The sequence below is a fragment of the Microcoleus sp. F10-B2 genome (assembly GCF_036704965.1).
Lineage (GTDB): Bacteria > Cyanobacteriota > Cyanobacteriia > Cyanobacteriales > Microcoleaceae > Microcoleus.
Genome location: NZ_JAUBTB010000008.1, coordinates 32,493 through 45,339 on the forward strand (window position 1 = coordinate 32,493; position 12,847 = coordinate 45,339).

Consider the following 12,847-nt stretch of genomic DNA (forward strand, 5'->3'; position numbering starts at 1 on the left):
CAGCTTGCAGTTTTCAGCATTAGAGTTTGAGGCGATTCGCGCATCTTCTTTAAGCTAGATTTTAGGATAGAGCAAGTTGTATTAAAGTGCAAAAAGATAGTAGGAGCCTCAAAACGGATGGGAAAGAATAGCTGATGATTAGACGTTGGCTAAAAGCATCAGGTGCAGAATTTTGGTTGCCGCTACCGTTTGTGGCGATCGCGTTTTGGGTTGGTTCCAGTTTCCTAATGGCTCAAGAATTACAACAACCCCAGATCGCAAAGAATAAACTTCAGGCAGATACCCAGCTTAAAGCAACGGTTTCTGTCAATATATTGCTGATCAACGCGGTGATTAACCGAAAACAAGGAACGACCCTGGTTGCGGTAGAAACAGCAGAACCCATTTTGAAGCGATTGGAATTAGAACTGCCAATGACTGACGCAACCCAGATAGAGAAAGCGATCGCGCAAGAACTACAGTTATCGCGTCAAAATGTTCGCCAGTTAGTCCGTTACGAGATCGTTGACTAAGGATCGCGAATTAAATAATTTACACTCTTGAAAGTCGGGTCGGATCTCGTAGCCCCTCCAGAAAGGGCTGGCTACGAGATCCCATCCCACAAGAACATCGCGCATTGTAAGTTATTTAATTCTCATTCCTAAGTTTATTGTTTCAATATTGCGATCGCATCCAGTCAAATAAGGTTGGCTAAGCCATTGATTTCCTGGCTGCGATCGCGCAATTTTTTAAGTGGCAAGAGCCTTTGGCGCTTGCCACTTCACTGTTAGGAACTACTGAGTGACGATTTCGTTAGTGATGGAAACATTCGCTGCAACTTGCCGAGCGATTTGTTCTGCCAATGCTTTTTGTTCGGCCGTTTGAACGCGCCCGGTTAACACAATCGCATTAGCCCGATCGTCTGCGTCCAAATCGAATTGCTTGAGGGTGGTATCGGAGTCTAAGGCATCTTCTACGCGCTCGGCAATATCGTCAATGTTTTGATTGTCAGCCGTCTGTGCGGTCGTGGTTGCAGGCGGAGAAGCGGTTGGAGCAGTCGTATTTCCAGTGGCAGTTGTGGGAGCAGAAGTAGATGGAACTGTTGTCTGTGAAGTATTGGGCGGGTTGCAAGCACCTAAACCCAAAATTGCCACAGTGCTGACGCTGATTCCTTTTGCAAATAGCTTTAATAATTGCATACTCTTTGTCTGTTTTGTTTGTTTTGAAACGCAATTTTGCCGATAAACCTCAGCATGAAGTCTTTGAGCATTTCAATTTAACAAGTGAATGTACGATAGTTCATCCATCAAAAGGAATGCTTTTTACAACTCTATTAATAAAAGGCAACAATAAATCACATCCAGTGAACTAAGGTTGGCAAATCTATAAGTTATCTCAATCGGTTGTCTGCCTAAGTATAGGAAGCAAATGTGATCCAAATGTGAGTAACAGAAATCAGTCGATCATTTTTCCCTCACTTTCATCAATGACGCTAGAAACAAGACGAAATAACAGAGAAGCACTTGGCTTGACAAGAAACGTTATGACTGCAACCAATGTAGAAAAATTACTAGAACACTCTTGGCATCACCTCTCTGTCGAGAAAGTGGCTCGGATTTTAGAGGCCGACCTGGAAATAGGCCTATCTTCCGACGTGTCAGCGGAACGGCGCGAGATCCTCGGGCCCAATCAACTAACGGCTCAGAAGCAGCAAAGTGCGTGGTTGCGATTTTTTCAGCAACTGAATCAGCCGCTAATCTACATTTTGTTAGCTGCTGGGATAGTTACAGCATTTCTGAAAGAGTGGATTGATTCAGGGGTAATTTTGGGGGTGGCTCTGACGAATGCCACCATTGGTTTCGTTCAAGAATCAAAGGCAGAAAATGCGATCGCCGCTTTAGCAAAATCTGTTGCAACTGAGGCAACCATTCTCCGCAACGGTCAAAAGCAAGTGGTTTCATCCAGCGAACTGGTTCCTGGCGATCTCGTCTTGCTGTCTTCTGGGGATAAAGTGTCTGCGGATCTGCGACTGATCGAAGTCCGTGACTTACAGGTCGATGAGTCAGCGTTAACGGGAGAATCTGTCCCGGTTCAGAAGCAATCCCGGGCGCTAGAGGCAGACGCTGCACTGGCCGAGCGCACGAACATGGCGTATACCGGAAGCCTGGTAACGTTTGGACAGGGACGCGGACTGGTCGTCAGCATTGGCGAGATGACCGAGACCGGACACATTTCCCAACTGATGCAGCAAAGCACCACGTTGGAAACCCCGCTGAGTCGCAAAATTGACAAATTTAGCACAACCTTGCTCTATGTAATTTTAGGCTTAGCTGCCTTCACCTTTGCCGCAGGCATTGCCCAGAGATTTTCTTGGGTTGAGGTGTTCAAGGCATCTGTGGCGCTTGCAGTCAGCGCAATTCCTGAAGGCTTACCCGCGATTTTAACGGTGACACTGGCGATCGGGGTTTCCCGGATGGCAAACCAACACGCCATTATTCGCAAACTTCCGGCAATTGAGACGCTGGGCAGCACCACCGTGATTTGTTCCGACAAAACCGGAACCTTGACAGAGAATCAAATGACTGTTCAAGAGATCGATGCCGGTGGAAAGCGTTATCGGGTTAGCGGTGGAGGATATGCACCACACGGGAAAATTTCTGTAAACGGACACTCCGTTGACCTGGCGAACGCACCTGCCTTATATGAATGCCTGCAAGCAGGATTGTTGTGCAACGATTCTTATCTAGACGTGCAAGACGGGAACTGGACTGCGATCGGCAGTCCAACGGAAGGGGCGCTGGTTGCGGTAGCCCAAAAAGCCGGGTTAATTGCTGAGAAACTCGAGGAAGCGCTTTGCCGGCTCGATACACTGCCGTTTGAATCTCAGTTTCAATACATGGCAACCTTACATGACGATCGTCCAGAACGGTTGATTTATGTCAAGGGTTCAATTGAGGCAATTCTCAAGCGGTGTCGCCAGATGCTTGATGAAGAGGGAGAGGCGATCGCCATCAACAGGGCGCCGATCGAGCAAACCGTGGACAGGATGGCGAAAAAAGGGCTGCGAGTTCTGGCACTTGCCAAGAAAGTTGTACCCGCTTCTCAATCTTCAATTGAGCATTCTGATATTGAGCAAGGGTTAACTTTTTTGGGTCTGCAAGGCATGATCGACCCGCCTCGCCCCGAAGCAATTCAAGCAATTCAAGCCTGTAAGTCTGCTGGAATTCAGGTCAAGATGATTACGGGCGACCATGCTAAAACAGCAGCAGCGATCGCGCACCAAATGGGACTGAATCAAACCCAAGAGGCTCCCGTTTTTACCGGTCAAGAACTCGCTCAAATGAATCAGCAGCAATTCGCCAATGCTGTCGAACAAAGCTGTGTATTTGCTCGTGTAGCGCCAGAACAAAAGCTTCGCATTGTCGAAGCACTTCAGTCTAAGGGCGAGATTGTGGCGATGACTGGAGATGGAGTTAACGATGCCCCCGCCCTGAAGCAAGCTGATATTGGGGTGGCGATGGGCATCACGGGTACTGAAGTGACAAAAGAAGCCGCAGATATGATTCTGACGGATGACAACTTTGCTTCGATCGAGAAAGCAGTTGAGGAAGGGCGCACGGTTTATAAGAATCTGCTGCGGGCGATCGCCTTCATCCTGCCCGTGAATGGTGGAGAGTCCATGACCATCTTGATTGCTGTACTTCTGGCAACCCCACTACCCATTTTGCCAGTACAAATTCTCTGGCTGAATATGGTCAGTTCAGTCGCGTTGAGCTTACCGTTGGCATTTGAGCCGCCCTCTCCCGATGTCATGCAACAGCCGCCTCGACCTGCCAATGAACCGCTTCTGTCTCGCAGGCTGACGGCTCGGATTCTGACAGTTTCGGTATTTAACTGGATTGCGATCTTTGGGATGTTTGAATGGATCGTCCAAACCACAGGCAATGAAGCTCTAGCCCGGACGATGGCAATTCAAGCATTGGTTGCAGCCGAAGCTTTTTACCTGTTAAGTATCAGTCGCTTCGTTCCGGCGATCGTTGCCAAACTGCGCGGTAAAGATGAATCAGTTGGCTACGCAGTAGCGATCGGCATTGGCGCTATTTTCATTCTCCAATTCCTGTTCAGCCAATGGGGCGTGATGAATCAGTTATTCGACACTGAAGCTTTGAACGCAATCCAAGGCTTAATTTGTATCGGATTCGGACTGCCAATGATTGCTTTGTCAGCTTTGCTAAAGCGTTTTGCACCTCTGAACTAAGTGGTTTTTGTGATGGGGCCATTCACAGCGGCTTTACACACTATTTACCAATTTTGTAGCGTTGAATATTGAATATTTCTCATGACTTACCAAAATCTAAAACGTGCTAGCGGCTTATTTACTAATCATCGAAACGTAAAGCAGGCGCTAGTTGAGCTAAAAAGCAGGGGCTTCCCCATGCACAAGATTTCAGTGATTGCTAAACCTTCTGACAATGATGATTTGGACTCTCTGGGTGTGCAGCAAATTTTAATCACAAGAGCAGCAGGCGCACAAGTAGGCGCGATATACGGCAGCATACGACTAGGTTCACTAGCCTTAATTGTTGGACTCAGCAGCCTGCTAATCCCCGGTATTGGTCAGGCAGTAGCGGTGGAAAGCATTTTAGCAACTTTCTTTGGAAGTGGGATTGCTGCAACTGCTGGCGGTCTATATGGCGCAGTTCAAGGATGGTTGGTGCCAGAAGAACAAGCAAGAATTTACAATAACAGATTTAACCAGGGAGATTATTTGATCGTCATGGAGGCAAGAGAAAATGAGATCGTTATTGCTGAACCTGTCCTTAAACGTTGGGAGATTCTGACGTGGCGTGTCTGTGATGCTACGTAAATTCAAGGTAAGAAACGACGATTACCTTCAAGGAATTTATTCCGGCAAATCAGAACGTCCAAAACCATTTAAAAATTTGATTCTCGATGGCTTTGGGCGATCGCTCTTTTACTCGTTGCATATAAATTGACAACTTCCAGTACCCGCCGCTTCGGCAAGCGCGATCGGGTCGGCAACACTTCAGCAGAGACTGTTTAAAAAAAATTTAAAACCAGCACAATTAAGAGCAATTAGCATCCTGTAAGGGTTTGGAAATCATCCAGATCTACCAAAAAAATTGCACTCTAAAAACGATCCGATAGCTCAGCCAACTCATAAATCTTGTTTTAGCTTCTTCAGCATTCATCCAAATACACCATATAAATTGCAGTTACGCCTACAACAGAGTGAACCGTTTCCTGTAGACTAAAACCGTAGTTAATCTGTCAATTTCTTTGAGGAAAACGAGTTTATGAGAGGAGTATCGGCGATCGAGTCGATTGTAGCGCAAGCACCTCCCTTGGGCAGCGAGCCTGCTACAAATAGCCAAACGGCAGGAGTCATTCCTGAATTGGTCATCATCTTGATCATTCTGCTGCTGATTGCAACTGTTGTGGCACTCGTAACCCAACGGTTGCGAATTCCCTATGTGACGGGCTTAGTGTTAGCAGGCTTGCCCATTACGGAGGTTTTGTCGCGTCGAATTGGTTTAGACCCCTCTTTAGTATTAAATCTTTTCCTGCCCATTCTGATTTTTGAAGCCTCGATCAATACCGATATCAGCCGTCTCCGCAGCACCTTTAAGCCGATCGCCCTGCTGGCGGGTCCAGGCTCGATCTTTTCCTCAGCAATTATCGCTGTTCTGGTTAAATTTGGGCTGGGGCTAGACTGGATTCCTGCGTTGCTGATCGGAGTCATTCTGGCAAACACTGATACAGTCTCGATGATCGCGGTTTTTAAAGAGATCCGCGTGCCTTCTCGATTGTCCACCATTGTTGAGGGAGAAACTCTGTTCAATGATGCGGCTGCTCTAATTTCATTTAATTTGGTTTTGGTAATTTATGCGACAGGCTCTCTCACCGCTGTGCAAGGCGTGAAGGAACTGCTCGTGGTTGCTTTAGGTGGGGCAGTGGTCGGGGGTGTTTTAGGTTACTTGAGCGTGCCGATATTTGTTCGCTTAAACGATCCGTTGAGTAGCCTTTTGCTAACCGTCGCTCTGGCATTGGGAACTTTCCAAATCGGACAATTTTTAGGCGTATCGGGCGCGGTGGCGGTGGTCATCGCCGGACTTGTTTTTGGCAACCTCGGGCTGCCTCGCAGTTCGTCTGCCTCGGATCGGATTACCTTGCTGAGTTTCTGGGAATACGCTGGTTTTGGCGTCAATACGTTTATTTTCCTGCTGATTGGGATTGAAATTAACCCGCTGACGCTGTGGAGAATTTTGCCATCCATTTTATTGGTCATTCTGGCCTATCAACTGGGACGGATTCTCTCGGTCTATTTGTTATTAGCGGGGCTGCGTTGGTTCGATCGCCCCATTCCGCTACGCTGGCAGCACATTTTGGTTTTAGGAAATATTAAAGGGTCTCTATCAATGGCCTTAGCTGTTGCGATTCCCTTGACCCTACCAGGACGAGATAACATCATTGCCCTGGTTTTCGGTGCAGTTTTATTCTCCTTGGTCGTACAAGGATTAAGTTTGCCGTGGATGGTAAAACGACTAAAAATTAGCCGTGTTTCTGATGTAATGCAGGAAGCTGGGCAGTTACAGATTCAGTTGATCGCTTCCAAAGCGGCTCAAGATGAGCTAGATAGTTTGCTGAAATCTGGCGTGTTGCCGAAGGCAGTTTACGAAGAGTTATGGGCATCGTATCAAGCACGAGTAGCACACTCTGAGCGAGTGCTGCGCGATCTCTACAACAAACATCGGGCCGGTCAAATAGAGGGCGATCGCAGCGGGTTAGATACGATTCGACGGCGATTGCTTCTAGCAGAAAAAGGAGCAGTTAGCGATGCCCTCCGCAAGCGAATTGTTCCAGAGGATCTGGTTGAGCCTTACATCAAAGATTTGGATGAGAAACTTCTAAGGTTGGCAGATGACTAGCGCGAATGCCGAGGTAATCAATCATCTGGTGAACTAGCTCTGGACGAGTAACAACGAGAATGGTAGAGCCTGATTCAAGAACAGTATTGCCGTTCGGAATCTCCAGATTGGCGCAGGCATGGCATTGATAACCAATAATCAGCGAACCTGTTGGAAAACCAGGGTCTTGAGCAATTTGAGCAACGGTGCGACCTGCCACATTGCAATCGCCTGGAACGGGCAGCTTTAGCACCTCGACTTGTCCTTGTTCAAAGTGCATCATCGATTCGATTTGAGGGTATTCAATCGCATTTGCCATTGTTGCGACTGCCAAATCAATCGTGCTGATGATGTGACTGGCTCCGGCAAGGCGATAGGCTTCCATGAATTCGCGATCGCGCATTCGCACCACAATATGGGAAATGCCATAGCTCCTGGATAGGGTGATCAGCGCTAAATTCAGTGCATCGTCCCTGAGTGCAGCAACGACGGCGTTTGCTTGTTTAATTCCGGCTTCCAGAAGCACCGTTGTACTCACCGCACTGCCTTCAAATGCCATCACTCCGATTTTTTCACGAGCAAAGCGACAGGCAAGCGGGTCGGCATCGATGATGGCAACCGTATGACCGACTTTTAATAGCTGCTGAGCTAAACCCAGCCCCATCATTCCTGCTCCACCAATTAATACGTACATGAGTATTTGTCACCCAAAAATGAACTTTCAAGATCGATCGCTGTGAGTGAGATTGTGTTGAGTTTCTATCAGTTTAATCGGCTTGTGGGGTGACTTTTACCTGGCTTATCTATTACTTGTTCCACACTTAGTTTAATCTGCTTGTGGGGTTGGTATGGGAGCCAGCCCCTCAAGTGATTTTCCTCAGTTAGGTACGCAGCGGGAACCCTACATAATCTTAGGCACTTTAAAAAACTCTCCATCGCGATCGGGAGCTCCCTCCAAAATACTTTCTCCCTTAGCAAAAGGTTGCAAATCGTCCGATCGCATTACATTACTAACATCGATCGCCCGCGTCGTCGGCTGCACCTTACTCGTATCCAGTTCACTCAACTGCTCGAAATAATCCAAAATACCGTTAAGTTGACCAGTAAACTGCTCTTCTTCTTCCGGCGTTAATTCCAATCTCGCTAAATTCGCTACTTTCCGAACTTCTTCTCTGTCAATCATAAAAATCGGGAATGGGGAATGGGGAATGGGGAATGGGGAATGGGGAATTAGTTATTAAGAACAATAACAAACAACAAACATAGAACAAATAACTAATGCCCCATTCCATGTCCATCCTAGTTAAAAATACACATCAATTTGCGATCGGCCTGTCGTCTTCAGCCAATTTTGCACTTCAATGTAATTGTTTGGGGCCAAGCGAATAGCCTCTTTCCAATAATCCGCAGCTTTATCAAACAGCCCTTCCGCCGCTTCAATATTGCCCGCTTCCTTTTCCTTTTCGCCTTGATAGTGATAAATCACAGCAATATTATTCAGCGCTTGCGGCATTCTCGGATTGAGTTCCAGGGCCTCGCTGTAATACTCCAAAGCTGTATCGTGTTCGCCGTTGCTAGTATGGATCAGCCCCATATTGTACAAGACATAACTGCGATCGTAAGGATCTTCCTCCAGCTTCAGCGCTTCCTGATAATTTTCCAGCGCTTCAGCATATTCGCCATCTGCTTGAGCTGACATACCATCCCGGTAATAAGCAAAAGCTTCCTTCGCCTGCTTTTTCGCCGGCATAATCTTCAGGATGATATCAGCCATTACCGTGAAACTTTTGTCAATAAAGTTATCGTTGCGTTGAGTTCTGGGCATATGCGATTCTTTGGTTAGCGGCCAATCAGAAAGATTAGCCTGTAAAGTTTTCCTATTAATAATTGCGCCACTGTTGTAGTGGGCCGTTGTGTTGAGGGCGCTAAAAAGTTTAGTCGATCGCAACTGCGAACCTTACAAGACGCCCTTGGGTTTAACACCCGCGCAAGCTCTATCTATTTTATAGAACTCTTGCAAGACTTGCAAAAAAACTAGATTTCTTTAACATATCTCTGGCACTCTACACAAAACTTACAAAAACCCGCGCCGAAGGGAAAAGTTTTGCTTTAGAGTGAAGGGGCGATCCTGTTCTAGGGCTTGCCTTCGGCTCGAGAAAGCTAACGCCAACGGGCGATCGCGCACCGTACCCTACTAACTTTACTCACAATCCCCTGCTGTTGCCCTTTTGGCAAACCAGTAAATAGCCTGCCGAGGAGAAATTCGATGCAAAGTTTTATTAAGCTATCCGGGTTTAGCCAACCCTTAAAAGTTATTCGGCAAAACACTAGCAATATTTGGCTCCAAAGTCAAGGGCAGCCCAAAAAATTCAGACACCAGGACACCAAAACCAGCTCGAATTCCCGCAATATATAATAAAAATAACCGGGTAATTTTCACAGAGAGAAACCTATGGCTCCGAATCCCACCATTATGCAAGCCGTCGAACAACTTGGCTACCGCGTTACGGTTGGAGACGTGGCGGCAAAAGCTGGATTAGATGTCAATTTTGCCCAACGAGAACTGTTAACCCTCGCCTCCGAAGCAGGCGGCAACCTGCAAGTAGCAGAATCCGGCGACATTGCCTACCTATTTCCCAAAAACTTTCGAGATATTTTGCGAAACAAATTCTTGCGCTTGCAGTTGCAGGAATGGTGGCAAAAAATCTGGCGTATTCTATTTTACCTGATTCGGATATCTTTTGGGATAGTGCTGGTAGCTTCTATCCTCTTAATTTTTGTTGCTATTACGCTTTTACTCTCCAGCAGCAGCGACAATAACGGGGGAGGAGAGAGTGGCGGCAGCGACAGAGGCGGTGGTTTTTTCTTTTTTCCCTACTTCTGGAACGACTTACTCTGGATATTTTACTGGAACCATGACGAACCTTACTACCAGCAGCGATCGCGCTTGACTGACCAAAAACCCCAGATGAGTTTTCTGGAAGCAGTTTTCTCCTTTATATTTGGAGATGGCAATCCGAATAAAAATCTAGAAGAGCGTAAATGGAGCGATATTGCCACGGCAATTCGCAACAATCGAGGCGCAGTCGCCGCCGAACAAATTGCCCCGTATCTCGACAATCTCGGACAGGGATACGCCCGAGAATACGAGGAATATATGCTACCAGCCCTAGCTCGTTTTGACGGCCGGCCCGAAGTCAGTCCCGAAGGGCAAATAGTCTACCATTTCCCGCAATTGCAAACCACAGCCACCGAGAGAAATTCTGAACCAGTAGCAGCTTATTTGCGAGAAATTCTGTGGCGTTTCAGCAACGCCAGTTCAGGACAAATCATGCTCGCAGCAGGGTTAGGAGCCGTCAATCTGGTCGGTGCGTTAGTTTTAGGAAATTTATTAGCTAAAAGTGCGATCGGCGGTGGATTTATCGGTTTCGTCAGCGCTATTTATCCAATGCTGCTGATTTACGGCGTCGGATTTCTCGCAATTCCTTTAATTCGCTACTTCTGGATTCAGTGGAAAAATAGCCGGATAGAAGCCCGCAATCAAGAGCGTCAGCAGCGAGCCATGTTATTAAATGAACCAGATACCAACTTGCTCCAAAAACTTGCCTACGCCCGGGAATTTGCAGCAGAAAACGTTCTGAATGGAACCGACTTAGCTTATACAACAGAAACCGAATTAACTCAACAAGAACTAGAACAGTCAGCAAAAATAGATGCCGAATGGCAGCGAAGGATCGATCGATTTTAGATTTGAGATTTGAGATTTGAGATTTAGCAGTTTTGAGGCACAATCTAAAATCGTCAGTCCAGGACTAATCAAGACCCAAAAAATCGGTTTTTTTGACCAGAACAAATGGTTGCAACGAAGTATTTTTGTCCCTCAAACTCGGTTGATGCCTAAGTGGCGATCGTAAATCTCAACTCCGATGAACGTTTGTAGTGAGGACTGAAATTCTCATAATTTTCTGAGAACTTTACTCCTGACTGCAAACCTGTTTGATTGGAGTCGATCGCTGGGACAGGATATGACAGTCAATCGATTTTAGATTTTAGATTTTAGATTTTAGATTGACTTGCGCGAGATAAATGCTCTTTCTTGAGGATTTTCGATTTTCGATTTGGGATTGATTCCACGGATAAATCACGTGGCGGGTACCACCTTTGAAATTCTTGGTCAAATTTTTGGCGCGTGAGACTCTTTCGTATTCCTGATTTTTTTAACAACCTTAGGGCGTTTAAAAATTAAACTATTTTGGTCGTACTTCGAGTCGTGGCTCAGAGCCACGAGTTCCCACCCATCCTCCCCTAACTGATTGACAAATAGATGTAGCGAGCCTTGTTTCCAATCTCGCTGTTCTTCACCGTTTACATATAAACTAATCAGCTTGTTTCCAAAAGGATACATATTCGCATCGACAAATAAATACTCCCACTTTTGCATAGCAATCCTTAATGTAGTTAGTCATCAGTCATCAGTCATCAGTCATCAGTCATGCCCAATTCCCAATTCCCAATTCCCAATTCCCAATTTCCAATTCCCTGTATTCACGACACGGAAGTCACGGGTACAAGAATAGCTGTTTTTCTCTTATTCCTTCCCCCTTCCCCCTTCTTCCTTATTGCTTATTCCTGATTCCTGATTCTTTCTTTCTTGCCCATTCCCAGCAGTTACTGCACTGCAATTCTAGCCAAAGCAGTACCCCGGTAATAGTGCAACAAAATCTGCTGGTAGCCGTATCCCTGTCTGGCCAAATTGTAGGCCCCCCACTGACTCATTCCTACAGCATGGCCGAAACCTTTGCCAGCAACTTGAAAACCGGTAGGAGCTTGGCCGCTGTTCCTTGGGTTCCCACCGCCCCCGTACTGAGGAATCACGGTAAAGCGGGTACTCCTCAAATTTAAAACCCGGCGTAAATCGGCGCCAGTCATGACCCTAGAACCGCCATCTCCGACTACTTTCATCCTCAAAACGCTGCCGTGAGCGGTAGTGCGTTCTGGCTTCATCGAGATCACATTGCCCACGCCAGAAATCCTATTGCTGATTTGAGCCCGGGAAAAACTTTCTTTCCATTGGTAAACCGGCGCCCCTTGGTCGAAGTCAGGAACAGCACGCAGGTAAGGCAGAGGTTCTGTCCAAACATCCTCGACATTTTCAGTATGGCCCCCAGACGCAGAGTGGAAAGCGGCTAAAATAATTTGACCGTTGTAGGCCAGAACTTGACCGGCGGTTGCATCGACTGCGGAATAAGTGCCAGAAGATTCTGTTTGCAGTCCTTTGTAAACCTGCGAAGACTGAGTATTGTCCACGTCGTAAAGCTCGGTTTCGCTTTTGAGGCGCTGGTGGATAGCGTAGGAACGGGCGGCGACTGCTTGGGCTTTCAAAGCCTCTTGAGGCCAATTGCCACTCATTTCGGCACCGAGAACGCTGTAGAGATATTGTTCGATATCGACGTAGTTGACGGCAGTCAAGGCTCCTTTTTCGGGAACTAGAAGCGTGCGTCCCCGATACCAGCGATCGCCAATCCAAACATAACCGTTTCCCGTCGGCTCGATCCAAACTTGGTTGGCGGCCCAGCGACCTATCGCCACTGTTCCCGATCGAAATTGAGCTGACTGAGAACTGTTTGCCGGCAGTTCGCCCAAATTGCGCCCGCTACCGTCGCGGATTGCAGCCTTAGTAGAACTGCCGACTTTTATCTGACTTGCCCCGTCTTGTACCGCCACTCGCAAGATCAGCGCGGCCTGTGCTGGGGCTACCATTACCAGCCAAAACAATAGCGAAATCCAAAAGTAGCGTTTTTTTAATGTCGAAAAAACGGAACCCAAAAATACTCCTGACTGCATTTGAAAATTTTCCTCCTGTGCTGTATGAGTTTAAAAATTTTTCAGGAAAGGGAAGGCAAAGGAAAAAGGAAGGGGAACGGAAGAAACAAAACGTT

General features: G+C 46.9%; 11 protein-coding genes. 5 read left to right on the forward strand and 6 right to left on the reverse strand.

The features are described from left to right. The first annotated feature begins 134 nt into the window (after nt 1-134). Nucleotides 135-512, forward strand: a complete 378-nt coding sequence (locus tag QUA99_RS04860; RefSeq protein ID WP_333234972.1) for a hypothetical protein — start codon at nt 135-137, stop codon at nt 510-512. A gap of 261 nt (nt 513-773) precedes the next feature. Here the strand turns inward: QUA99_RS04860 and QUA99_RS04865 are convergent, their stop codons facing one another. After that, nucleotides 774-1,178, reverse strand: coding sequence for a BON domain-containing protein (locus QUA99_RS04865; protein WP_333234971.1), 405 nt, complete (start codon nt 1,176-1,178; stop codon nt 774-776). Nucleotides 1,179-1,522: 344 nt separating this feature from the next. Between QUA99_RS04865 and QUA99_RS04870 the strand changes: the two genes are divergently transcribed. The 3 genes from QUA99_RS04870 (at nt 1,523) to QUA99_RS04880 (ending at nt 6,929) form a co-directional block, all read left to right on the forward strand. Then, entirely contained in the window at nt 1,523-4,237 is a 2,715-nt protein-coding gene (locus tag QUA99_RS04870) for a cation-transporting P-type ATPase (protein ID WP_333234970.1), read from the forward strand. Nucleotides 4,238-4,318: 81 nt separating this feature from the next. Continuing rightward, the gene (locus tag QUA99_RS04875; RefSeq protein ID WP_333234969.1) at nt 4,319-4,846 is read left to right on the forward strand and encodes a hypothetical protein; all 528 of its coding nucleotides are present in this window, start codon (nt 4,319-4,321) and stop codon (nt 4,844-4,846) included. 451 nt (nt 4,847-5,297) lie between these two features. Then, nucleotides 5,298-6,929, forward strand: a complete 1,632-nt coding sequence (locus QUA99_RS04880) for a sodium:proton antiporter (protein WP_333234968.1) — start codon at nt 5,298-5,300, stop codon at nt 6,927-6,929. Here the strand turns inward: QUA99_RS04880 and QUA99_RS04885 are convergent. The 3 genes from QUA99_RS04885 to QUA99_RS04895 all read right to left on the reverse strand — a co-directional run bounded on the left by QUA99_RS04885 (nt 6,886) and on the right by QUA99_RS04895 (nt 8,733). Further along, on the reverse strand, nt 6,886-7,602 hold the full coding sequence (locus tag QUA99_RS04885; RefSeq protein WP_333234967.1) for a TrkA family potassium uptake protein: 717 nt from the start codon (nt 7,600-7,602) through the stop codon (nt 6,886-6,888). The genes QUA99_RS04880 and QUA99_RS04885 overlap by 44 nt on opposite strands. A 207-nt stretch (nt 7,603-7,809) precedes the next feature. Continuing rightward, nucleotides 7,810-8,091: an Asp-tRNA(Asn)/Glu-tRNA(Gln) amidotransferase subunit GatC gene (gene gatC, locus QUA99_RS04890; RefSeq protein WP_006635952.1), complete on the reverse strand. Its 282-nt coding sequence runs from the start codon at nt 8,089-8,091 to the stop codon at nt 7,810-7,812. A 120-nt stretch (nt 8,092-8,211) separates the two neighbouring features. Next, nucleotides 8,212-8,733 carry a photosystem I assembly protein Ycf3 gene (locus QUA99_RS04895; RefSeq protein ID WP_333234966.1) on the reverse strand — a complete coding sequence of 174 codons (522 nt, stop codon included), beginning with the start codon at nt 8,731-8,733 and terminating at the stop codon, nt 8,212-8,214. Between the two features lie 627 nt (nt 8,734-9,360). Between QUA99_RS04895 and QUA99_RS04900 the strand changes: the two genes are divergently transcribed. Beyond that, nucleotides 9,361-10,656: a hypothetical protein gene (locus QUA99_RS04900; RefSeq protein ID WP_333234965.1), complete on the forward strand. Its 1,296-nt coding sequence runs from the start codon at nt 9,361-9,363 to the stop codon at nt 10,654-10,656. A 426-nt stretch (nt 10,657-11,082) separates the two neighbouring features. On the opposite strand, the gene QUA99_RS04905 is transcribed toward QUA99_RS04900, so the two are convergent. Next, a complete protein-coding gene (locus QUA99_RS04905; protein ID WP_333234964.1) occupies nt 11,083-11,349 on the reverse strand; it encodes a hypothetical protein in 267 nt (88 codons plus the stop codon). A gap of 227 nt (nt 11,350-11,576) precedes the next feature. Continuing rightward, complete coding sequence (locus QUA99_RS04910) at nt 11,577-12,752, reverse strand: SpoIID/LytB domain-containing protein (RefSeq protein WP_333234963.1); 1,176 nt, start codon at nt 12,750-12,752, stop codon at nt 11,577-11,579. Nucleotides 12,753-12,847: the final 95 nt, after the last annotated feature.

Coding starts and splice junctions, on each gene's coding strand:
- gatC (WP_006635952.1), bottom strand. CDS start 8,091: ATGATTGACAGAGAAGAAGTTCGGAAAGTAGCGAATTTAGCGAGATTG.
- QUA99_RS04885 (WP_333234967.1), bottom strand. CDS start 7,602: ATGTACGTATTAATTGGTGGAGCAGGAATGATGGGGCTGGGTTTAGCT.
- QUA99_RS04905 (WP_333234964.1), bottom strand. CDS start 11,349: ATGCAAAAGTGGGAGTATTTATTTGTCGATGCGAATATGTATCCTTTT.
- QUA99_RS04895 (WP_333234966.1), bottom strand. CDS start 8,733: ATGCCCAGAACTCAACGCAACGATAACTTTATTGACAAAAGTTTCACG.
- QUA99_RS04860 (WP_333234972.1), top strand. CDS start 135: ATGATTAGACGTTGGCTAAAAGCATCAGGTGCAGAATTTTGGTTGCCG.
- QUA99_RS04900 (WP_333234965.1), top strand. CDS start 9,361: ATGGCTCCGAATCCCACCATTATGCAAGCCGTCGAACAACTTGGCTAC.
- QUA99_RS04865 (WP_333234971.1), bottom strand. CDS start 1,178: ATGCAATTATTAAAGCTATTTGCAAAAGGAATCAGCGTCAGCACTGTG.
- QUA99_RS04880 (WP_333234968.1), top strand. CDS start 5,298: ATGAGAGGAGTATCGGCGATCGAGTCGATTGTAGCGCAAGCACCTCCC.
- QUA99_RS04870 (WP_333234970.1), top strand. CDS start 1,523: ATGACTGCAACCAATGTAGAAAAATTACTAGAACACTCTTGGCATCAC.
- QUA99_RS04910 (WP_333234963.1), bottom strand. CDS start 12,752: ATGCAGTCAGGAGTATTTTTGGGTTCCGTTTTTTCGACATTAAAAAAA.
- QUA99_RS04875 (WP_333234969.1), top strand. CDS start 4,319: ATGACTTACCAAAATCTAAAACGTGCTAGCGGCTTATTTACTAATCAT.